Raw genomic sequence first — 21,496 nt, 5'->3', positions numbered from 1 at the left:
CCCGCCGGCGTGACTCCGGGCGTTGGGACCTGCGATCATGACGCCTGGCCCGCCTGGCGACCACCCGGCAAGCGCCGAGTCCATACCTGCCCACAAACTGCCCACACCGACGTCGCAGCTCGACGGAAGGACGAACAACCATGGCTGAGAAGCAGTCGATCCTGGGGCGCATCGCCCAGCTCACCCGCGCCAACATCAACGCGCTCCTGGACCGCGCCGAGGACCCGGAGAAGATGCTCAACCAGCTGGTGCGTGACTACACGGCGTCCATCGCCGAGGCCCGTGACGCCGTCGCCCAGACGATCGGCAACCTGCGTCTGGCGGAGAAGGACCACGACGCCGACGTCGCCGAGGCCAAGGACTGGGGCAACAAGGCCCTGGCCGCCTCCCGCAAGGCCGACCAGATGCGCGCCGGCGGTGACACGGCCGGTGCGGACAAGTGGGACTCGCTGGCCAAGATCGCGCTGACCAAGCAGATCACGGCGGAGAACGAGGCCAAGGCCGCCGAGCCGATGATCGCCTCCCAGCGCCAGGTCGTCGAGCAGCTCAAGACCGGCCTGCAGCAGATGGAGGTCAAGCTCGGCGAGCTGCGCTCCAAGCGCGACCAGCTCATCGCCCGCCAGAAGACCGCCGAGGCGCAGGTCAAGGTGCAGGGCGCCATCCGTTCCATCAACGTCCTGGACCCCACCAGCGAGCTGTCCCGCTACGAGGACCAGGTGCGTCGGGTCGAGGCCCAGGCCGCCGGGCAGATGGAGCTGGCCGGCTCCTCCCTGGAGTCCCAGTTCGCCGAGCTCGAGGCCTCCGGCGCCAACCTGGAGGCGGAGGCCCGGCTGGCGGCCCTGAAGTCCGGGCAGAACCCGGCGCTTCCGGGCGCCCAGCAGCAGGCCCCCGCACAGATCACCGACGGTGACGACGACGCGATCAACGCCGCCTTCGCGGCCCTCAAGAACCAGAGTCAGCCGGCCGGCGAGGAGAAGTCCTCCTACTGATCTCACCGCGTCACTCAGGCGTACCAGCCCGCAAGCCGCCCGGTCCTCGTCATCCCGATGAGTGCCGGGCGGTTTCGTGCTCCTCGACGTCGGTCGTCGCGGCCCCTGCCGGGGACATTCCACTCCGGCCGGGGGCATCTCACGCCTCCGGGGACAGGAATTCCGCACCCGACGGCGCCGATCGTCCCCGCCAGGTGAGTTTCGTCCCCGGCCGCGTAGACCGCACCCGACGGCGTCGGATGTCCCCGCCAGGTGAGTTTCGTCCCCGGCCGCGTAGACGGCACCCGGCCGCGTCGAATGTCCCCGACCAGCGCCTCGAGTCCCTTCACTCGGGCAACTTCCCAACACGATCGGGACACACCCCGATCACGCTCAGACGAACGGGAGAGGAGGCCGGTATCGGTGCGGTGTCTTCGAGCGTCGTCGGACGCTACTGGACTGCGTGGCCGGTAGCATGAGCCTCATGAGCGTACCGACTTATCTTCTCGTCGATGGCGAGAACATTGACGCCACTCTCGGCATGAGTGTGCTGGGCCGGCGTCCCGAACCTGAGGAGCGGCCCCGTTGGGACCGAGTCCTCGCATACTGCGATGAACTGTCTTCCGCCGACGCCGCCGAGGGTGAGGGGGATGAGGCCCGGGCCCTGTTCTTCCTCAACGCCACCAGCGGCCACATGCCCATGAGCTTCATCCAGGCCCTGCTGGCCATGGACTACCGTCCCGTGCCGCTGGCCGGGTCCGGAAGCAATGATGAGAAGGTCGTCGACATCGGTATTCAGCGCACCCTGGAGGCGCTGGCCGAGCGGGTCGAGTCCGGCCAGGAGGCCCACGTCCTGCTGGGCAGCCACGACGGCGACTACATCCCCCACATCGAGCGCCTCCTGCAGGCCGGCGCCCAGGTGGGGATCCTGTGCTTCCGCGAGTTCCTCAACGCCCAGCTGGCCGCCCTGGAGGACGAGGGCCTGACGATCTACGACCTGGAGAGTGACGTCAAGGCCTTCACCATCCCGCTGCCGCGCGTGTGCATCATCCCGCTGGAGGACTTCGACCCACTCGCCTTCCTCTGACCCGACGGCGGGGCGACGGCACCTGCCGTCGCCCCGCCTCATGTCACAACGCGACTCACCGAAGAGCTGTCAGAGGTCACCTCTGTTCACGTGGCAACCACACCGTTCCCCATTTTTGTGGGATTTCCAAGACTTCCCGGGTCTACAATTGGATTGAGGTCACACCAACCACTTGACCTATCAACAGCGACCATTCGGAACTCATTCAGGAAACGACCAGAAACTGAAGGGATGGTGAGACTCATGGAGCGTTCCCAGCAGTCCCGCACCGAAGCTCACCTCCTTGTCGTCGACGATGAGCCCAACATCCGCGACTTGCTGGCCTCGTCCCTGCGCTTCGCAGGCTTCGAGGTCTCGATCGCAGGCGACGGCAACGGCGCCCTGAAGACGGTGGAGAAGACGTCCCCCGACCTGGTGGTCCTTGACGTCATGCTGCCCGACATGGACGGCTTCACCGTGGCACGTCGCCTGCGCGAACGCGACGTGACCACCCCGATCCTCTTCCTGACCGCCCGCGACGACATGGCGGACAAGGTCCAGGGCCTGACCGTCGGCGGCGACGACTACGTCACCAAGCCCTTCGGGCTGGAGGAGGTCATCGCCCGCATTCGCGCCATCCTGCGCCGCACCCACGCCATTGAGAACCAGGACGACGGCGTCGTGCGCGTGGCCGATCTGGTCCTGGACGAGGACGCCCACGAGGTGTACCGCGCCGAGGTCGAGGTGGACCTGTCGCCCACCGAGTTCAAGCTCCTGCGCTACCTCATGCTCAACGCCGGGCGCGTCGTGTCCAAGGCCCAGATCCTCGACCACGTCTGGGAGTACGACTGGAACGGTGACGCCGCGATCGTGGAGTCCTACATCTCCTATCTGCGTCGCAAGGTGGACCAGATCCAGGGCGCGGACGGCCAGCCCGTCACCCCGCTCATCCAAACTCGTCGCGGAGTCGGCTACATGCTTCGCGAACCCAAGGCCGAGTGATGGCCGCGGCGCGTGGGGGGAGCACGCGCCCGGCCAAGTCGTCCGGTAAGCAGCACCGCCCGATCAAACGGGGCCGATGGCACCCGATCACCGCGATCCAGCGCCCCTGGCAGGCGATGCCGCTGCGCACGCGCCTGACCCTCATGACCACCGGTCTGCTCGCCATCGGGCTCATCGTCGTCTCCTTCGTGGTGACCTCGCTGCTCTACAGCCACATGATGGGCCAGATCGACAGTCAGTTGCGCACCACCTCAGTGGCCATCGGGAGCCAGGGACTGGCCCAGATTCGCGAGGGAGGGACCAGCAGCACCACCTTCCCCTCGAACTACTACGTCAAGGCCGAGTACCTCGACCCCAGCCGTAACGGGGAGTGGATCTCCCCGGACACCGCCGCCACCTACGGCCGACCCCAGATCAAGGGCCTGGACTACCGGCGCGCCCTGGCCCACGCGGACAAGAACGACTTCCCGATCACGACGGTCAACTCCGATCAGCCCGGCCACCAGTGGCGGATGATCACCCTGCTCATCCGGGACCAGAACACCGGCGAGTACACCGGCGCCGTGGCCCTGGCACTCCCGCTGAGCGACGTCATGGAGACCGTGGAGCGCACCCGCCTCGTGGTGGCGCTGGCCGATGTCTCGATCATCTCGGTGGGAGCCGTCTTCGCCACCTACCTGGTTCACCGCTCGTTCCGCTCCCTGCGCCAGATCGAGGGCGTGGCCGCCCGGATCGCCCACGGCGACCTGTCCGCCCGCATCCTGGTGACCGAGCCGCGCACCACGGAGGTCGGCTCGCTGCAGCGGGCCATCAACACGATGCTCACCCAGAACGAGAGCTCCTTCGCCGCCCAGGTCGTGGCCCAGGAGCGGATGACGCGCTTCGTCTCCGATGCCTCCCACGAGCTGCGCACCCCCCTGGCCGCGATCCGCGGCTACGGCGAGCTCTACCGGATGGGCGGGGTGCCCGCGTACAAGACCGGTGAGGTCATGGGGCGCATTGAGACCGAGTCCAACCGGATGGGGCGCCTCGTGGACGACCTCCTCCAGCTGGCCCGGATCGACGAGGGCCGGGAGATGTCCATGGAGCCGGTCAACCTCACCGACCTGGCCGCCGGCGCCCTGAGCGACATGATGGTGCTGGCCCCCGAGCGCGACTGCGGCCTCATCCCCCTCGACCCCCGCGACGAGGCCGCCGGTAAGGAGGCCCCCTCGCTCCAGGTCATCGGCGACCGCGACCGCCTCTCCCAGATCCTCACCAACCTGCTGGGCAACGTGGTGCGCCACACCCCCGCTGGGACGCCGGTGGAGATCGCCATCGGTATGGCGCCCCCGCGAGCCAACCCGACGGCGCAACCGGTCGTCGTCGTCGAGGTCCGCGATCACGGCCACGGCGTGCCACCGGAGGCGGCCGAGAAGGTCTTCCAGCGCTTCTACCGCTCAGACACCTCCCGCAACCGGGAGACCGGCGGATCCGGCCTGGGACTAGCGATCGTGCTGGGTATCGTGGCCGCCCACAAGGGGACGGTCCAGATGCTCCAGACCCCTGGCGGCGGCGCCACCGTCCACATCGAGCTGCCGCCCGCACCGGCCTGGTAGGCCCCGCCACCGCGCCTCAGGCAGGGCCGGCCGCACCGCGTCGTCCACAAGAGTGGCACGCGAGACACTGTGTCACGTCGACGTCACGGCAAGGACAGTCCTACGATGGCACGCGTTCCATTTCCAACACGGAGACTGACCCATGGGTGTCATCGACGCACCGCAATGGCTCCTGCCGGCCTTCACCCGCTCGGTGAAGGCGATCGGCGCCACGCAGCCCCCAGAGGCGATCGGCTCCGCCGGCGAGCTCCTCATCGAGCGCTGGTCCACACCGGACCGTCGCTTCCACAACCTTCGCCACCTCATCGACATGCTCGCGCGGGTCGACGAGCTGGCCGAGGAGTCGCACAACCCGGACATCATGCGGGTCGCCTGCTGGTACCACGGCTGCGTCTTCTCCTCCGACGTCGAGGAGGTCATCCGCGGCAACGGCGGCGAGGATGAGACCGCCTCGGCGGCCTTCGCCGAGGCCGACCTGCGTCACCTGGGTGTTCCGATGGAGACGGTCAAGCGGGTGTGCTGCCTCATCGTCAACCTCAAGCGGCACATGCTCGACGAGCACGACATCGACGCCCAGGCCCTCATCGACGCCGACCTGGGGACCCTGGCCGTGGACCCCCAGACCTACGCCGAGTATGTGCGGCTGCTGCGCGAGGAGTACTCCCACATCCCCTTGGAGGAGTACCTGCGCGGCCGCCTGACGATCGTCTCCCGGCTCCTGGACCGTGAGCACCTCTTCCACTCGCCGTTGGGCCAGCGCTGGGAGCACGCCGCCCGGGAGAACCTGGCCGCCGAGCAACGACGTCTCAACGAGAAGCTCGGCAGGCTCGCCGAGGATCAGGAAGGGCCGGCCGATCAGGCGGCCCCCGAGATCGGAGCCGCCCAGGCGCCGGCGCGCACCGCCCCGGTCACCCCGTTGGCCAGTACCACCGCCGCTGCAGGCCCCGTTCCCGAGCGGCCGAGCGAGGCCGCGGAACGCGACCCCCGCACCCCTCCGCTGGGTTTCCAGGCGCTGCCCGCCGAGGACCCCATGGACGGCCCCGCCCAGGACGGCAACACCCTGCGTCTGAACCCCACCGAGCTCAGGGCCATGCGATCCACCGTATCGGCCACGAGCGCGGCGACAGCCGCCTCTGCGGCGCCCTCAGCATCCTCAGCGCCGGCGGCGTCCGCGTCGCCGCTCTCCCCGTCGAGCGCGTCCTCGCCACGCACCCCCGCCCGCGGGATTCCGGCCGTGGCCTCAGCGCGCCGCCCCGCCGACGCACCTGCCGAGCGAGGCGAGGCGCGCGAGGACAAGGACGGCGAGGAGGCGATGACGCACACGGCCTCCATGGAGTCGTGCATCGCGGACCTGGACCTGCTCATGATCTCGCGTCGCCGCTCCGACGAGGCCGAGGACCGCCGCGCCCGCGTCCAGGCCGAGCGGGACAAGCTCACGGAGAAGCTGCGGGCCAAGACCCAGGAGGCCAAGGAGCTGCGCGAGGCCCGTACCGGCGAGATCACTCCCATCACCGAGGAGATCATCGACGACGGCGCCCGGGACCTCTGAGGCACCCAGGCGGGCCCTTCCTCAGGAACGGCCCGCCTCCTGCGGGGCCACAGGCCGCGATCTGCGGACCCGCTCCACAGGGCCGGCTGCTCGCCCGGTACGCCACCCGGTCAGCCCCCTACCGTGAGAGGCACAGCGCGCACCTTGGTGCACCACCGGCACACCGCGCACGGCCCTCGAGCCGCCTCTCACGAAAGGACGCCCCTCATGCCCACCTACTCCGTCGACACCGCCGCGGTGGCCGACACCGCCGCTCGGACCCGTACCCGTATCGCGACGATCCAGACCGAGGTCGATGGCATGCGGGGCGACATCGGCCTGCTCCAGTCATGCTGGACCGGGACGGCGTCGGACTCCATGGCCGCCTGCGCGGCCGACTGGCACCTCACCCAGCTCCAGGTGCAGTCCAACCTCGATCAGATCAGCCTGGCCCTGGACAACGCCGCCGTCTGCTACGACGACGCAGAGACCTCCAACCGGGGCCGTTTCGCCACCTCGGCACCAGCTCCCGCCCCCGCTCCGGCCACGGGCTCGGCGCCCTTGGGCGCCTGGTAGGAGCCGACGACGGCGGGCCGCCCCTCACATATGTGAGAGACGGCCCGCCGTGATTCCCGGGGCCGGCCGACGTCGCGGCCGGGCTACCGGGTGATGACTGGCTCGCCGGGAGTCATGTCGATCAGTACATGCCGCCCATGTCGCCGGCGCCACCCTCGGCCGGAGCGGCCGGGGGCTCGGGCTTGTCGGCCACGACGGCCTCGGTGGTCAGGAACAGACCGGCGATGGAACCGGCGTTCTGCAGGGCGGAGCGGGTCACCTTGACCGGGTCGGCGATGCCTGCGGCCAGCAGGTTGACGTACTCGCCGGTGGCGGCGTTGAGGCCCTCACCGGTGGGCAGGTTGCGCACGCGGTCCACGACCACGCCGCCCTCGAGGCCGGCGTTGGCAGCGATCTGCTTGAGCGGGGCCTCCACGGCGACCTTGACGATCGCGGCACCGGTGGCCTCGTCGCCCTCGAGCTTGAGGGAGTCGAGGACCTCGGCGGCCTGGAGCAGGGCGACGCCACCACCGGCGACGATGCCCTCCTCGACGGCGGCCTTGGCGTTGCGCACGGCGTCCTCGATGCGGTGCTTGCGCTCCTTGAGCTCCACCTCGGTGGCGGCACCGGACTTGAGGACGGCGACGCCGCCGGCCAGCTTGGCCAGGCGCTCGGAGAGCTTCTCGCGGTCGTAGTCGGAGTCGGAGTTCTCGATCTCGAGGCGGATCTGGGCGGTGCGGGCCTCGATGGCCTCCTTGTCGCCGGCGCCCTCGACCAGGGTGGTCTCGTCCTTGGTGACGACGACCTTGCGGGTCTGGCCCAGGTCCTCCAGGGTGGCGTTCTCGAGCTTGAGGCCGACGGTCTCGGAGATGACCGTACCGCCGGTGAGGATCGCCATGTCCTGCAGCATCGCCTTGCGGCGGTCGCCGAAGCCGGGGGCCTTGACGGCCACGGACTTGAAGGTGCCACGGATGCGGTTGACGACGAGGGTGGCCAGGGCCTCGGCCTCGACGTCCTCGGCGATGATGGCCAGCGGCTTGCCGGTCTGCATGACCTTCTCCAGCAGCGGGAGCAGGTCCTTGACGTTGGAGATCTTGGACTCGACCAGCAGGACGTAGGCGTCCTCCAGGACGGCCTCCTGGCGGTCGGGGTCGGTGACGAAGTAGGGGGAGATGAAGCCCTTGTCGAAGCGCATGCCCTCGGTGACCTCGAGCTCGAGGCCGAAGGTGTTGGACTCCTCGACGGTGACGACGCCCTCGTGGCCGACCTTCTCCAGGGCCTCGGCGATGAAGGCACCGATCTGCTCGTCGGCGGCGGAGATGGAGGCGGTGGCCGCGATCTCCTCCTGGGTCTCGACCTCCTTGGCGTCGGCCAGCAGGCGCTCGACGACGGCCGCGACGGCCTTCTCGATACCGCGGCGAACGGCGATCGGGTTGGCGCCGGCGGCGACGTTGCGCAGGCCCTCGCGCACCAGGGCCTGGGCCAGGACGGTGGCGGTGGTGGTGCCGTCACCCGCGACGTCGTCGGTCTTCTTGGCGACCTCCTTGACGAGCTCGGCGCCGATCTTCTCGTAGGGCTCCTCGAGCTCGATCTCCTTGGCGATGGTCACGCCGTCGTTGGTGATCGTGGGGGCGCCCCACTTCTTGTCGAGCACGACGTTACGGCCCTTGGGGCCCAGGGTGACCTTGACGGTGTCGGCGAGGGTGTTGAGGCCGCGCTCCATGCCGCGGCGGGCCTCCTCGTCGAAGGCGATGATCTTGGACATTGAGTTTCCTCCACTGCGTGGTAGGGGCGGCCGGTTCGTGCCCGCGACGGACGGGTCGGTCCCGGGCGTTCACGTCACGCCCGACGCCGGCCCTCACGTTCCAGCCTGGATGAACTTGGTGCATTCAAGGATGCGTTGTCACTCGAGGAGCCCGAGTGCTAACCGCAATGCTGGCACTCTCAGCCCTTGAGTGCAAGGAGCTCAGTTCTCATCGGCACTGAATCCTCCGATGGCGAAGCAGGGAATCGCGCCGGGCCCGCGGGCGGTCCTGCCCCCGGGGCGGCGGCCCGGGTCATGAGGGCCGGCCGGCTGCCCGTGAGGCGGTGGCCAGCAGGATGAGTGCGCAGGTCCAGGCCAGGGGTGCGGGACCCGCCGGGGCGCCGTCGGCCAGGACCTTCTCCGGCAGGGCGCCGGCGCCGGTGCGGTGCGACTCGAGCCACGACAGCATCCGGGTTCCCTCCTCCTCCATCTCCAGCGACAGGGCCGACCAGGCCATGAGGGCGGTCTCCGGCGTCCAGGAGACACCGTCATCGCGCCAGCCGGAGCCGGGGGCGAGGCCCCCGGCGGGGCGTCGCATGCGTGCGGCCGCCGTCTGCCGCACCGCGCGGGCCCCGGCCAGTGGCCGGGTGAAGGGCGGCAGGACCAGGGTGATGGCGGCGTCGACGTCGTCGCGCCGCAGGTGGCGGCCCCAGGTGGGGGCGAAGTTGCGCTCCATGGCGCTGCGCACCGCCGCCACCCGGTCGGCCAGGCCCTCCACGGGGGTGCCGAGGTCGACTCCGGCCCGGGTCAGCGCCGTCGCCGCCTCGAGCCCCAGGAGCACCGGGGCGGCCGCCCCCAGGGTGAGGACCGTCTCGGCGACCTCCCAGTAGTCGGGTGAGACCGCGGGCAGGTACGAGGGCGTATCCGTGACCCCCAGGAGCCGGGAGGTGGAGCGCGCCAGGGGCGCTCCCAGGCGGTCACGCAGGTTGGCGGCGGGCACGCCGTCAGCCAGGAGCCGGCCCGCGGCCCACAGGAACCATCCGGCGCCGTCGACCTGGGCGGGGCGGCTGTCGGGCACCCGGCCGCTGCTGGTGTAGCGGGCCTCGAAGCCGCCGTCGGCCCGCTGCCAGGAGGCCAGGTTGCCCAGGACCCCGAGCGCCTCATCGGCCAGGTTCACCGCGCTGAGTGCGGCCGCGGCGAAGGCCGCGTCCCGGGGCCAGACGTAGCGCCAGATGCTTACGGGCGCCGCCACGACCGCGCCCGACGGGAAGATCTCCGCCCCCTGCGGGAGGGGGTTGCGGGCGTCGCGGCCCTCAAGGCCGGCAGGCCCCGCGGTCAAGGGAGCAGCGCTGTCGGCGGGGGTGGGAGTCGGTGACGTCGTCGGCCGGGCGGCCGGGCCGACGGGGCCGGCCATGAGTGCCGGCCCGGTCAGGGCCAGCAGGTCGGTCAGGGCGTCGTCGGCCAGGTCCGCCCACCTGCCTTGAGGAAGGCGGGCCGCCTTGCGGCGGGCGAGCGCCTGACGGGCCAGGGTGTCCCGCTGCGCGGTCGCCAGGCCCCACGGTTCAGGGGCATCGGGCAGGCGGGTCCCCGAGACGTAGGTGACCGTATCACCCGGGGCCAGGGGGTACAGGGCTCCTCCCCCACCCATGACGAGACCGCTGCTGAGCAGGGTCGGGTCGTGGCGGCCGCGGCCCAGCAGGTGGGAGCCGCCCCAGAGGGCCGCGGCGGCGGTGAGCGGGACCGCCGCGGCGAGGGTCAGGATCCGACGACGCCCGGGAAGCGCCAGTGGCCTCATGCCCCTTTACTGCGGCTTGTAGTCGTCACGCAGAATGACCGCGATCGGTGCGCCCTGAGTGCTCTCCTCCGCGCCCTCGGCCACGTTGCTGATCCCCAGGCGCTTGCCGACCTCCTCGGCGGCGGGGCGGGCCTCCGGGGAGCTGAAGTAGACCGTCGACGCGGCCGGTTCCGCGTTCTCGTAGACCCCGGCGATGACCTCCACCGAGGTGAAGCCGCCGTTGGTGAGCTTTTCACTGGCCCCCTTGGCCAGACCGTCGGTGTACGTCCCGTTGGACACCGTGACCTTGGTGTTGAAGTCGACGTTGCCGGAGGCGCTGGCCGATGCGCTGGGCTTGGCGGAGGCGGCGGCGCCCTTCTTGTCGGCAGCCTGCTTGTCAGCGGCCTGTCCACCCTGTCCGCCCTGGGCGGGCTGAGTGGAGGAGACTGCGTCCGATGAGCCGGAGCCTCCCGAGCTGTTGAGGAACAGCGTCACCGCGCCCCAGGCGAGCGCCGGGACAATGATGATGATCGCCAGCAGCGGGGCCCAGCTGCGCCACCGGGGCACCTGGGCCCGGTGCACGCCCACGGGAACCGGGCCGTCATCATCGCCGACGTCGAACTCGTCCTCGGGGTAGTCATAGTTGCTCACGCTCACAAGATACCGGTCCGAGCGCCGTTCGTCGGGTATTGCTCACCACGTCCGGCTCACACGACCGTGACATCTGGTCCGGCAAGATCCTGCAGGTGCCGGCGATGGGCCGTTAGGCTCGCGGCGTGACATCCGCCAAGCCCCTGTCCGAGATCATCGACCCCTCCTGGGCGCGCGCCCTGGCCCCCGTGGAGCCCACGGTCCATGAGATTGGGGAGCGGCTGCGTCAGGAGGTGGCCTCCGGCGTCGGGTATCTCCCGGCGGGGACAGACGTCCTGCGCGCCTTCACGTACCCGATGGACGACGTGCGCGTCCTCATCGTCGGCCAGGACCCCTACCCCACCCCAGGGCACCCCATGGGGCTGAGCTTCTCGGTGGCGCCCGGCGTCAAGCCCCCACGCAGCCTGGAGAACATCTTCCGTGAACTGGTCAGCGACCTGGGCGTGCCCCGGCCGACGTCGGGGGACCTGACGCCGTGGTGCGAGCAGGGCGTCATGCTGCTCAACCGGGTGCTCACCGTTCGCCCGGGGGCTCCGGCCTCGCACAAGGGCTGGGGCTGGGAGAAGGTGACGCAGCGGGCGATCGAGGCCCTGGTGGAGCGCGGCGGCCCGCTCGTGGCGATCCTGTGGGGGCGGCCGGCGCAGTCGCTGACCCCGATGCTGGGGCAGACACCCATCATTGCCTCACCGCACCCGTCCCCTCTGTCGGCCTCGCGCGGGTTCTTCGGATCGCGTCCCTTCAGCCGCGCCAACACGATCCTCACCGAGATGGGGGCCGCCCCCGTGGACTGGCGCCTGCCCTGAAAAGACGTCGGGGCGGGCCCTGCCAGCGCTCGCCCTGTCGGTCCACCACCAGCCTGGGCCGACGACGCCCAGGCCCGCCCAGTCGCAACGCGCCCAAGCCCCATCTGCGCACCCGGGCCCCATCTGGTAGACACGGCCCCATGTCCGCACGCCAGCCAGACCAGTCGGAGCACTCCGCCCAGACCGCTCACGCCGCCCTCGGCGACACCGCACCCGCCGCCCCCGAGTCGCAGCCCCCAACACCCTCCCGGGCCCGCCACGCCGCCGGCCCGGCCACCATCGACCTGAACCAGATCGCCCAGTTTCTGCCGCGCACCGGCATCGGCACCGATGTGCACGCCTTCGCCGCCCCCGACTCGGGCACCCCCATGCACCTGGCCTGCCTGGAGTGGCCCGGCGAGGTGGGCCTGGCCGGCCACTCCGACGGCGACGTCGTCGCCCACGCCTGCTGCGACGCCCTGTTCTCGGCCGCCGGACTGGGCGACCTGGGCTCGAACTTCGGCACCGCCGAGCCTCGGTGGAAGGGGGCCTCCGGAGCCACGCTCCTGAGCGAGGCCGCCCGCCGGGTGCGCGAGGCCGGCTTCGAGATCGGCAACATCGCCGTCCAGCTCGTGGGCGAGCGCCCGCGCGTGGCCGCACGCTCCGCCGAGGCCTCCCGGGCACTGTCCGAGGCCGCCTCCGCCAGGGTCTCCTTCACCGCCACCACCACCGACCACCTGGGCTTCCTGGGCCGCACCGAGGGCCTACTCGCCATCGCCACCGCCCTGGTCTACCCGGTGCCCGACGCCGTCCACGCGGTCGTACCGTAGAGCGCGCGTCCGGCCCCGGGGTGAGGGCGCCCGGTCCCGCCGCCTAGACCCCGCGGAGTCGACCAGGCCCGACACTCAGTGTCCACAGCGCTGACATCAACGATCCCGACGTCAATGCGCCCAGCGAGGATCGTTGGAATACTGCGATTTGCCTTCCGGGTACGGCGTCGATGCGGAGTTGATGTCAGCGCCATGGACACCAACGCCCCTCCAGATCTCCTCCCTCGACCCACCATCCACCCCAAGACCACCAACCCGCCCAGAACTAGCGCCTCAGAAGCCACGACACTCACACGTCTCAGAAGTGAGGAGACAGCACAACACCCTTAACCCTCGAACCCGCGGCCCAAGGTACGACCGCGACATCGGCGACCGGCGAGAACCGCAGGATTTCACTGCCTTTTCGCCGGTTACGTCAACAGTGGATCTGATTTATTTCCACTACATAGACATCAAGACATTCATACACCGAAGACCAATGGCAGACACAAGAGGTGACACCGCCGAGCACGTCTCCATCAACTTCGGTGGAGCCTCCTCAGCAGGACCACCTACACCAAGAAGAGGATTGACGGACATCAACACACTACTGATAAAAAATGTAAACAAAATTCTACAGAATCTGGGATTCGAGAAACTCAGCGAAAAAGAGAAGGGGGTGGCAGTCATTGCAGGGCGTTCAAGTTTACTGAACCCTAACGAACATTTGTCGCCGATGGGGATTTTGGTTATTTCACTGCTAACCATTACGCTAACAATTAAAAGCATCGACGACAATATTGCATTTCATGTCAAAGTTTTTGACGCCAGCGAAGACCGCCAACTTATTGTGTTCTTTCTTGCTATGGCCGCACTCACTGTTGTCGCAACTCCAGTCTGTGCGTGGCGACGCGCCGTCTGGATCGCAGTATCAGCCGTCGAGAAAAGACGCGCAAACAATCCAGTCGACCAGATACAAGATAAAACAAAAGGAGTTTAACGAAAAATCAACTTTGATGGCGCCCCAGTTGACGACGAACACGACCAAAAGCCGACAAGCAACCAGTGGACACCGGTGGCGGGCGGCCAGGTAGCCTGTGCCCGTGAGCACCACCCCCACTGAGCCCCCTGAGTCCACGGGCCCTGCCGCCTCCCCCGCCTCCGCGGGCGCGCCGGCCCTGCGTCTGTACGACTCCGCCGCCCGCGCGATCGTGCCGCTGGCCCCCACGGCCACCCCCGGCCTGGTGACGATCTACCTGTGTGGTGCCACCGTCCAGGGCTCGCCCCACATCGGCCACATGCGCAGCGGCATCGCCTTCGACGTCCTGCGCCGCTGGCTGGAGCGCAGCGGCCAGGAGGTCCACCTCATCCGCAACGTCACGGACATCGACGACAAGATTCTCAGCAAGTCGGCCGCCGCCGAGCCTCCGGTGCCGTGGTGGGCCTGGGCCCAGCGCTTCGAGCGGGAGTTCGACGCCGCATACCGCGCCCTGGGCGTGGCCGCCCCCACCTATGAGCCGCGCGCCACCGGCCACATCCCCGAGATGATCGACCTGGTCCAGCGCCTGCTGGATGCCGGTCACGCCTACGTCGGCGAGTCCGGCAACGTCTACTACGACGTGCGCTCGCTGCCCGACTACGGCTCGCTGACCAACCAGCGCCTGGAGGACCTGGCCACCACCGAGGACGAGTCCCAACTGGATGACGACGTCGAGGCCGACAAGCGCGACCCGCGCGACTTCGCCCTGTGGAAGGCCGCCAAGCCCACCGAGCCGGCCGACGCCGCCTGGGACGCCCCGTGGGGCCGGGGCCGGCCCGGCTGGCACCTGGAGTGCTCGGCCATGTCGCGCCGCTACCTGGGCGAGACCTTCGACATCCACGGCGGCGGCATCGACCTGCGCTTCCCGCACCACGAGAACGAGCAGGCCCAGTCTCACGGCGCCGGCTGGGGCTTCGCGCGCCACTGGGTCCACAACGCCTGGGTGACCATCAAGGGCGAGAAGATGAGCAAGTCGCTGGGCAACTCCCTGGTGGTGGCCGAGCTGCTCAAGCGCTACGACGCCGCCGTGCTACGCCTGGCCCTGGGCACCGTCCACCACCGCTCCACCGTGGAGTTCTCCGAGGAGACCCTCGCCGACGCCGCCGCCCTGTGGGAGCGCCTGTCCGGTGCGATCCTGCGGGCCTACGAGTTCTGCGACGGCGGGGGCACCAACCCCGTCGACGCCCCCGCCGAGCAGGTGCGTGCCCGGTCGCTGCCGGCCGAGTTCACGGCCGCCATGGATGAGGACCTCAACCTGGCCGGCGCCATGGCGGTCGTCCACGCCACCCTCAAGGCCCTCAACGTGGCCCTCACCAAGGCTGCTCCGAGCGGCGGCCAGGGGGCCGACGCCGACCTGCACGCCTCGGTGGTCGACCTCGCCCTGGACCTGCGCGCCCAGCTCGACGTCCTGGGCCTGGACCCGCTGGCCGAGCCCTGGCGCGCCCGCGTGCTCGACGGCGTCGGTTCCTCCCATGGCGGCGCCGCCATGGAGGCCCTCGACCGGCTCATCCGCCACGACCTCGAGGAGCGGGCCCAGGCCCGCGCCGCCAAGGACTGGTCGCGCGCCGACGCTCTGCGCGACAAGCTGACCGGGGCCGGCGTCGTCGTCGAGGACTCCCCCTCGGGCGCCCGCTGGCACCTGGCCTGAGCGGCCCACCCACCATCCACTACTGAGCAATTCGCACCGTCACGAACAGGAGGCCGGATGCCCGGCAACGAGCAGTACCCCGGCGCCAAGCGCCGCCCCGGCTCGAAGAAGGGCCCCACGAAGGGCTCCGGCGGCCAGCGCCGCAAGGGCCTGGAGGGCAAGGGCCCCACCCCGCGCGCGGAGAACCGCGTCGGCCACCCCAAGGCCCGGGCGAAGGCCCGCGCCGAGGCCCGGGCCGCCCAGCCCACCCGGGCCAAGCAGCTTGAGAAGATCAAGCGCCGCTTCGACGTGCCCGAGGGCCACGAGATCCTGTGCGGGCGCAATGCCGTGGCCGAGGCCGCCTACGCCTCGGTGCCCATCACCCGGGTCTTCATGGCGGTCTCCGCCCAGTCCGACGAGCGCCTGGGCGCCGTGGTGCGCCGCGCCGCCCTGCTGGGCGCCCCGGTGCTGGAGACCACCAAGCTGGACCTGGACGCCCTGACCGACTCCGCCGCCCACCAGGGCGTGGCCATCGAGGTGCCCGCCTACGAGTACACCACCGCCCTGGACCTGCTGGAGCGCGCCCGAGCCCTGGGCCGCACGCCACTGCTCGTGGCCCTGGACCAGGTGACCGACCCCCACAACCTCGGCGCGGTCCTGCGCAGCGCCGGGGCCTTCGGGGCCGACGGCGTCATCATCCCCGAACGCCGCTCGGTGGGCGTCAACGCCACCGTGTGGAAGGTGTCCGCCGGCGCCGCCGCCCGGGTGCGCGTGGCCCGCGAGACGAACCTCGTGCGCACCCTGGAGCAGCTGAAGAAGGAGGGCTGCTTCGTCGTCGGCCTGGACGGCTCGGGCAGCACTGACGTCGAGGACCTCACCCTGGCCGACTCGCCCCTGGTGCTGGTGACCGGCGCGGAGGGCGCGGGCCTGTCCCGCCTGGTGCGCGAGACCTGCGACGTGCTGGCCTCGGTGCCGATCAGCCGCAGCGTGGAGTCCCTCAACGCGGCCGTGGCCACGGGTATCAGCCTCTACGAGGTCGACCGCCTGCGGCGCCGGGCCGCCGGCAGCGGCAGCTGACCCACACCGCCGCTCAGGGCCGGCAGCCTCCGGCAGAGCCGGCCGATCCGGCCGACCAGGTCGAAAGCGCCCGGTTTACACTTCTCCATGACGGCCCCGTTGCTGACACAATGGGCCGCATCCGATCCACAGGAGGTCCCCATGGCCCAGGACGCTTCGCAGCGCTGGAACCGCACCGACGGCGTGCTCATCGCGCCGGGCACGACGCCGGAGGCGGTCGCCGACGCCTTCGCCGAGCGCGGGGTGGTCGTGCGCCTGGAGTGGTTCCCGGCCACCACCCACCTGCTCAGCCTCACCCTCATGACCGACGTCGAGGGCCGGGTCGCGGTGACGCCGCCCTCGCGCGGGGGAGTTGTGCCCGGACCGAGAGTCAGTGAGCTCGTGGAGTCCCTGGCCCGGGAGTTCACGGCCGATGTCGCCGTGGGGCCGGCGGCCTTCAACGCCCTGCCCGACGACGTCGAGCTGCCCACGATCTCCCACCACGGCTCGGCCAGCGCCCGCACCGTGGTGATCTCCCCGATGAGCGCCTACATGGTGCCGCTGCAGGCCACCCTGCTGGAGCGGCCCCTGGCGGTGGCCTCGACGCCGAGCCTGGACCGCCGCATCGTCATGTACTCCGGTGAGGGCACGGAGCTGGGCACCTTCGGCTGGGACGAGGAGTCCCTGCCGGCCCTGGTGCTGACCTCCGACTCCGAGGACATGTCCATCCGCGCCATCCCCACCGGGGACCCGGAGGATGACGCCGTCTTCTCCTGGGGCATGACGTCGCGTTACGTGTGGGGCGGGGTCAAGGAGCCCGGCCCGGCCCTGAGGTCCCTGGTGGACGAGCTCCTGGCAGACCTGACCGATGCGTCGGGGATCGTCGACGCCATGCCGGGCGCCGACCTGGAGGCCGCGGCCGCCGCCATCGTCCAGCCCGGCATTGACGGTTTCGCCGCGATGCTTCAGGCCCTGGGCCTGCCCGACTGGGTGCTGGAGGTCCTCACCGGCCGCCTGGCGCCGGTGGAGGTTCCCGGCGTCGTCGTGCACGAGCCGCGCGGGCTGTCCAACGCGGTGGGCCGCAGCGTGGGCCTGCTGCTGGCCGACCCCTCGACCCCCGGCTCGGCCTTCTGGCAGGGCTACGTGCGCACGGTGACGGACAAGCCGTGGGCGGTGCGGGGCGCCGCGCTGCTCGAGGCGGGTCTGGGCGGGGCGCTCGTGGGTGCCGCCGTGCGCCGTCGCCGCTCGACCGGGAACCTCCCGGGCGGGGTGGCGGCCGTGGGGGCCTTCCTGCTGGTGGACGCCATCACCGAGGTCTCGCTGGCCTCCTGGACGCGTCACCGCGAGCTGCGCCGCCGCGCCGACGAGGAGATGGCCCTGGTCGCCGAGGAGCTCGGCGCCTGAGAGCCCGCCACCGGGGACATCTGGCACCACCCACCGGGGGCCTTCCACGCGTCCGGGGACATTTCTCTACGTCCGGGGACCTTCGACGCCGTCGGGGACGGAAATCCTGTCCCCGGACGCGAGGGGTGTCCCCCTCCGGGGCGGAATGCACCCGGCCGCGTGGAATGTCCCCGCTCGTAGGCCGCCCCCGCAAGCCGCAGGTGCGCCGGCGGGCTACTCCGGCATCCCCAAGCTCAAGAAGATCAACAACGGCACCACGCCAGCGACGAGAATAGACAACAGCACCACCAGCGCGAAGATCAGCGATCCCTTCTCAGTTCGGGACATGCCGCGATGCTTTCCTATGCTCAGCGCCCCCGGGTCGCCTCGAAGGATCGAGGCGCGGTAGAACACCGGGACCACCTGTCCGGGCTGCACGGCGAACTGGAGGCGCGGCTTGGGACTGAGGAAGGCCGCGTAGTGGTCGACGACGACGCTCGCCGACCCCGGGGGCACCGCGATCCTCACGAACTGGCCCGCGGACAGGCGCATCGCCCAGCCGTTGATCGTGACGGACACGGTGCTCTTGCCCGGCATTGAGATGGACGGGTCGAAGTACAGGTCGATGAAGGCGCTGTTCTGCGGCGTGGCCCCGGGCAGGGCCTGGAATGCGGGCGCGTCCTCGCTCATGTCTCCGTCACAGCCCTTCTCATCGCCTCAGCTGATCGAGATCAGGCTATCAACCGGCCGGTCACCACCTGCGCCGACGACGCCGTCGCACCGCCCGGTCTGCGGAGCGCGCCCTACTCCCCCTTGAACTTCATGCCGGCGGTGAAGCCGTAGGGGTTGGCGGCGTAGTCGGCCAGGGTCTGCTCGTCGCGGGCGGCGAACTCGGCGTCGTCCTCGGGCAGCGGCTCGTCGATGTCATCGTCGACGACGATCGCCTCCATCTCCTGGGTGTCCCCGACCCCCAGGTAGGCCCGCTCGTCACGGTGCTGGGGCAGTACCGTGGCCACGTAGTCCTCCACCGCCTCCTGGGTGGTGACGTAGCGGTCCTGGGCCTCGGACATGTACCAGCGGTGCTCGAGGATCTCGTGGAAGATCTCCGCGGGCTCCAGCTTACGGCGCAGCTCGACGGGGACTGAGTGAATGGTGGGCTCGAAGACCTCCGCCAGCCAGGAGTGGGCCACGAGCTCGATGGGGTCCTCGCTGCGGCCAGTGATGGCCCGGTAGGCCTCCAGGTCGTTGAGCATGCGCTGACCCTGGCGCTCCTGGACGTCCAGGCCGGTCAGTCGCATCACCTGGCGGTGGTAGTGGCCGGCGTCGACAACCTTGGGCTGAATAGTGATGTGGTCGCCCCGGGAGTCGGTGTTCATGGTGAGCTCGGCGACGTCGTAGCCCATCTCGTTGAGCTTCTCGACCCGGCGGCGCAGGCGCCAGCGCTCATCCATGGAGAAGGACTCCTCGGCGGTGAGCACCTCCCACAGCTCGGTGTAGCGGCTGACGATCCGGTCCCCCACCTCAATGGTGTCCACGGTCGGCTCCAGCAGGGCGCCGGCCTGGAGGTCCATGAGCTCGCCGATGATGTTGGTGCGGGCCACGTCGATGTCATAGAGGCGCTTGCCGTCGGTGAGCCCCTCGGGGTAGAGCTCTCCGGTCTCGGCATCCACCAGGTAGGCGGCGAAGGCCCCGGCGTCGCGGCGGAAGAGCGTGTTGGACAGGGACACGTCCCCCCAGTAGAAGCCCAGCAGGTGCAGGCGCACCAGCAGCACGGCGAGCGCGTCGATGAGTCGGGTGGCGGTCTCGGGCCGCATGTACTGGCTGAAAAGTGCCCGGTAGGGCAGGGAGTAGGACAGGTGCTCGGTGATGAGCACCGAGTTGAGCTCCTCACCGGTGACGCTGCTGCGGCCGGTGATGACCGCCGTCGGGTGCACGCAGGGCGCCCCCAGCCGCAACAGGTCGCGCAGGAGCTCGTACTCGCGATGCGCCACGGACTCGCCGATCTCCTTGACCGCGATGACGCGCTCGGAGAGGTTGACGAAGCGCACGATATGGCGCGACAGACCACGGGGCAGCGCGGCAAGGACTTCGGTGGGCCACTCCTCCAGCGCCGTCTCCCAGGGGAGGTCGAGCAGCGCCGGGTCAATCGTTGCCGCCGTGATCTTCATGGACTGGGACATGAGGTCATTCTTTCAGGCCAGAACCCATTTTGCTTTTCGAGACATGAGCCGCCGACCACACTTTTTACAGTGTCGGCGTCGGAGCGGCTCCCATCAGGCGGTGGCCGCACCGGCCCGGTCCCGCCTCGGTGAGCGCGACGACGGCGCCGCCCCCGGGCTGGGGAACGGCGCCGTCGTGCTCAGCATCCTCAGGCAGGCAGGCGCTTGCCGGTGGAGGCGGAGAAGATGTGCTCCTGACCGGGGCGGATCCGCACGTAGACGGTCTCGCCCGGCTCGGGGGCGGTACGCGGGGGCACGCGCACGATGATCTGGCTCGAGTCCTCACCGGAGCCGAGCTTGGCCTCGGAGTCCTCGGCGCCGACGAGCTCACCGTAGATGTAGGCGTCGGAACCCAGCTCCTCGACGAAGGACAGGCGCACCGGGATGGAGTGCTCGTCCTGGGCGGAGACGACGTCGAGCGACTCGGGGCGGAACCCGATGGTCACCTTGCCTCCGTCCTCGGGGGTGATGGCGTCCAGGGTCGCCTTGGACAGCTGAATCTTGGCGGCGCCGACGGTGGCGACGTCACCCTTGACCGTGAACTGCCCCAGGTTCATGGCCGGTGAGCCGATGAAGCCGGCGACGAAGTCGTTGGCGGGGTGGTCGTACATCTCGCGCGGGGTGCCGACCTGCTGGAGCACGCCGTCCTTGAGGACCGCGATGCGGTCACCCATGGTGAGGGCCTCGGTCTGGTCGTGGGTGACGTAGACCGTGGTGACGCCCAGCGAGCGCTGGAGCGAGGCGATCTGGGTGCGGGTCTGCACACGGAGCTTGGCGTCCAGGTTGGACAGCGGCTCGTCCATGAGGAAGACCTTGGGCTTGCGCACGATGGCACGGCCCATGGCCACACGCTGACGCTGACCACCGGAGAGCGCCTTGGGCTTGCGGTCCAGGTACTCGGTCAGGCCGAGGATCTTGGCGGCCTCGCGCACGCGCTTGTCAATCTCGGCCTTGGGGGTGCCGGCGATCTTGAGGGCGAAGCCCATGTTGTCGTGCACGGTCATGTGCGGGTAGAGCGCGTAGTTCTGGAAGACCATGGCGATGTCACGGTCCTTGGGCTGAACGTCGGTGACGTCGCGGTCACCAATGAGGATACGGCCGGCGTTGACGTCCTCCAGGCCCGCGAGCATGCGCAGGGAGGTGGACTTACCGCAGCCGGAGGGGCCAACGAGTACGAGGAACTCGCCATCGGCGATCTCGAGGTTGAGAGCATCCACGCTGGGGCGGTCATTGCCCGGGTAAATGCGCGTGGCGTTCTCGAAAGTCACAGTTGCCATGAGTGGTGCTTCCCTTCACCGGCAGGTACGTGCCGGACGATCCGTCGTGAAAGGTGCCGATGCGTGTCCGCATTGACACGTGCCGCGGTCAGCCATTCGACCGCGGACGGGCTCATCTTGACACAGGTTCCCCGCTTTGACTAGTGATTCCCAGCAAACAGCCAGGTTGGTCTTCCATGGCGATGGCGGTGAAAGACCGCCGTCGGGTCAGTGGCGGGTCGGTGACGGACCACGGACGGGTCGATGACGGGCCGCGGGCGGGTCGGCCCGCCCCCGGACAGCGGCCGGTGGAGACCTCCCCATCCCCGCCGTCGGAAACCACCTGTCCCAGGACCGGCGATGTGGCTCCATCACTGGTTTTACTCCCGCGACATGGCCCACAGTCGGGCGAAGAGCCCCACAGGTTCGGGGCGCCCAC

At 69.9% G+C, this 21,496-nt stretch carries 18 protein-coding genes; 12 read left to right on the top strand and 6 right to left on the bottom strand.

Features of this window, described 5'->3' with window-relative positions; genetic code table 11:
- Positions 1-140: 140 nt before the first annotated feature.
- From BKH28_RS09035 to BKH28_RS09010, 6 genes are all read left to right on the top strand, one after another.
- Positions 141-989: a PspA/IM30 family protein gene (locus tag BKH28_RS09035; protein WP_075418488.1), complete on the top strand. Its 849-nt coding sequence runs from the start codon at positions 141-143 to the stop codon at positions 987-989.
- A gap of 463 nt (positions 990-1,452) precedes the next feature.
- Positions 1,453-2,055, top strand: coding sequence for an NYN domain-containing protein (locus BKH28_RS09030; protein WP_075418487.1), 603 nt, complete (start codon positions 1,453-1,455; stop codon positions 2,053-2,055).
- Between the two features lie 243 nt (positions 2,056-2,298).
- Complete coding sequence (locus BKH28_RS09025; protein WP_009407606.1) at positions 2,299-3,036, top strand: response regulator transcription factor; 738 nt, start codon at positions 2,299-2,301, stop codon at positions 3,034-3,036.
- Positions 3,036-4,634, top strand: coding sequence for a sensor histidine kinase (locus BKH28_RS09020; protein ID WP_075418486.1), 1,599 nt, complete (start codon positions 3,036-3,038; stop codon positions 4,632-4,634). The genes BKH28_RS09025 and BKH28_RS09020 overlap by 1 nt, the downstream gene beginning before the upstream one ends.
- 142 nt (positions 4,635-4,776) lie before the next feature.
- On the top strand, positions 4,777-6,183 hold the full coding sequence (locus BKH28_RS09015; protein ID WP_075418485.1) for an HD domain-containing protein: 1,407 nt from the start codon (positions 4,777-4,779) through the stop codon (positions 6,181-6,183).
- A 207-nt stretch (positions 6,184-6,390) separates the two neighbouring features.
- Complete coding sequence (locus BKH28_RS09010; protein ID WP_075418484.1) at positions 6,391-6,738, top strand: WXG100 family type VII secretion target; 348 nt, start codon at positions 6,391-6,393, stop codon at positions 6,736-6,738.
- Positions 6,739-6,859: 121 nt separating this feature from the next.
- Here BKH28_RS09010 and groL read toward each other — a convergent pair whose 3' ends face one another.
- From groL to BKH28_RS08995, 3 genes are all read right to left on the bottom strand, one after another.
- On the bottom strand, positions 6,860-8,482 hold the full coding sequence (groL, locus tag BKH28_RS09005) for a chaperonin GroEL (protein WP_075418483.1): 1,623 nt from the start codon (positions 8,480-8,482) through the stop codon (positions 6,860-6,862).
- A 292-nt stretch (positions 8,483-8,774) separates the two neighbouring features.
- Complete coding sequence (locus BKH28_RS09000; RefSeq protein WP_075418482.1) at positions 8,775-10,256, bottom strand: glycoside hydrolase family 15; 1,482 nt, start codon at positions 10,254-10,256, stop codon at positions 8,775-8,777.
- Between the two features lie 6 nt (positions 10,257-10,262).
- Positions 10,263-10,892 carry a LytR C-terminal domain-containing protein gene (locus BKH28_RS08995; RefSeq protein WP_081380103.1) on the bottom strand — a complete coding sequence of 210 codons (630 nt, stop codon included), beginning with the start codon at positions 10,890-10,892 and terminating at the stop codon, positions 10,263-10,265.
- 119 nt (positions 10,893-11,011) lie between these two features.
- Here BKH28_RS08995 and BKH28_RS08990 point away from each other — a divergent pair, with 119 nt between their 5' ends.
- The 6 genes from BKH28_RS08990 (at position 11,012) to BKH28_RS08965 (ending at position 17,603) form a co-directional block, all read left to right on the top strand.
- Complete coding sequence (locus BKH28_RS08990) at positions 11,012-11,689, top strand: uracil-DNA glycosylase (RefSeq protein ID WP_075418481.1); 678 nt, start codon at positions 11,012-11,014, stop codon at positions 11,687-11,689.
- Positions 11,690-11,973: 284 nt separating this feature from the next.
- A complete protein-coding gene (gene ispF, locus BKH28_RS08985) occupies positions 11,974-12,498 on the top strand; it encodes a 2-C-methyl-D-erythritol 2,4-cyclodiphosphate synthase (protein ID WP_075418518.1) in 525 nt (174 codons plus the stop codon).
- 478 nt (positions 12,499-12,976) lie between these two features.
- On the top strand, positions 12,977-13,477 hold the full coding sequence (locus BKH28_RS13395; protein ID WP_143224114.1) for a hypothetical protein: 501 nt from the start codon (positions 12,977-12,979) through the stop codon (positions 13,475-13,477).
- 103 nt (positions 13,478-13,580) lie between these two features.
- Positions 13,581-15,164, top strand: coding sequence for a cysteine--tRNA ligase (cysS, locus tag BKH28_RS08975; protein WP_075418517.1), 1,584 nt, complete (start codon positions 13,581-13,583; stop codon positions 15,162-15,164).
- 57 nt (positions 15,165-15,221) lie between these two features.
- The gene (gene rlmB / locus BKH28_RS08970; protein WP_075418479.1) at positions 15,222-16,220 is read left to right on the top strand and encodes a 23S rRNA (guanosine(2251)-2'-O)-methyltransferase RlmB; all 999 of its coding nucleotides are present in this window, start codon (positions 15,222-15,224) and stop codon (positions 16,218-16,220) included.
- 141 nt (positions 16,221-16,361) lie between these two features.
- Complete coding sequence (locus tag BKH28_RS08965; RefSeq protein ID WP_075418478.1) at positions 16,362-17,603, top strand: hypothetical protein; 1,242 nt, start codon at positions 16,362-16,364, stop codon at positions 17,601-17,603.
- Between the two features lie 213 nt (positions 17,604-17,816).
- On the opposite strand, the gene BKH28_RS08960 is transcribed toward BKH28_RS08965, so the two are convergent.
- The 3 genes from BKH28_RS08960 to BKH28_RS08950 form a co-directional block, all read right to left on the bottom strand.
- A complete protein-coding gene (locus BKH28_RS08960; protein ID WP_075418477.1) occupies positions 17,817-18,272 on the bottom strand; it encodes a hypothetical protein in 456 nt (151 codons plus the stop codon).
- A 113-nt stretch (positions 18,273-18,385) separates the two neighbouring features.
- Entirely contained in the window at positions 18,386-19,762 is a 1,377-nt protein-coding gene (locus BKH28_RS08955) for a DUF4032 domain-containing protein (protein WP_075418476.1), read from the bottom strand.
- Between the two features lie 188 nt (positions 19,763-19,950).
- Positions 19,951-21,078 (bottom strand): ABC transporter ATP-binding protein, encoded by a 1,128-nt coding sequence (locus BKH28_RS08950; protein WP_075418475.1) that lies wholly within the window; start codon positions 21,076-21,078, stop codon positions 19,951-19,953.
- Positions 21,079-21,496: the final 418 nt, after the last annotated feature.

The sequence above is a fragment of the Actinomyces oris genome, assembly GCF_001937665.1.
In the GTDB taxonomy this organism is placed as follows: domain Bacteria; phylum Actinomycetota; class Actinomycetes; order Actinomycetales; family Actinomycetaceae; genus Actinomyces; species Actinomyces stomatis.
This window is presented reverse-complemented; position numbering and strand designations above follow the sequence as displayed.

Bases quoted from the DNA above. Each gene is read 5' to 3' on its own strand.
- groL (WP_075418483.1), bottom strand. From the start codon at position 8,482: ATGTCCAAGATCATCGCCTTCGACGAGGAGGCCCGCCGCGGCATGGAG.
- BKH28_RS09020 (WP_075418486.1), top strand. From the start codon at position 3,036: ATGGCCGCGGCGCGTGGGGGGAGCACGCGCCCGGCCAAGTCGTCCGGT.
- BKH28_RS08960 (WP_075418477.1), bottom strand. From the start codon at position 18,272: ATGAGCGAGGACGCGCCCGCATTCCAGGCCCTGCCCGGGGCCACGCCG.
- BKH28_RS09035 (WP_075418488.1), top strand. From the start codon at position 141: ATGGCTGAGAAGCAGTCGATCCTGGGGCGCATCGCCCAGCTCACCCGC.
- BKH28_RS08955 (WP_075418476.1), bottom strand. From the start codon at position 19,762: ATGTCCCAGTCCATGAAGATCACGGCGGCAACGATTGACCCGGCGCTG.
- BKH28_RS09025 (WP_009407606.1), top strand. From the start codon at position 2,299: ATGGAGCGTTCCCAGCAGTCCCGCACCGAAGCTCACCTCCTTGTCGTC.
- BKH28_RS09010 (WP_075418484.1), top strand. From the start codon at position 6,391: ATGCCCACCTACTCCGTCGACACCGCCGCGGTGGCCGACACCGCCGCT.
- BKH28_RS09030 (WP_075418487.1), top strand. From the start codon at position 1,453: ATGAGCGTACCGACTTATCTTCTCGTCGATGGCGAGAACATTGACGCC.
- BKH28_RS08950 (WP_075418475.1), bottom strand. From the start codon at position 21,078: ATGGCAACTGTGACTTTCGAGAACGCCACGCGCATTTACCCGGGCAAT.
- BKH28_RS13395 (WP_143224114.1), top strand. From the start codon at position 12,977: ATGGCAGACACAAGAGGTGACACCGCCGAGCACGTCTCCATCAACTTC.
- rlmB (WP_075418479.1), top strand. From the start codon at position 15,222: ATGCCCGGCAACGAGCAGTACCCCGGCGCCAAGCGCCGCCCCGGCTCG.
- BKH28_RS09015 (WP_075418485.1), top strand. From the start codon at position 4,777: ATGGGTGTCATCGACGCACCGCAATGGCTCCTGCCGGCCTTCACCCGC.
- BKH28_RS09000 (WP_075418482.1), bottom strand. From the start codon at position 10,256: ATGAGGCCACTGGCGCTTCCCGGGCGTCGTCGGATCCTGACCCTCGCC.
- BKH28_RS08965 (WP_075418478.1), top strand. From the start codon at position 16,362: ATGGCCCAGGACGCTTCGCAGCGCTGGAACCGCACCGACGGCGTGCTC.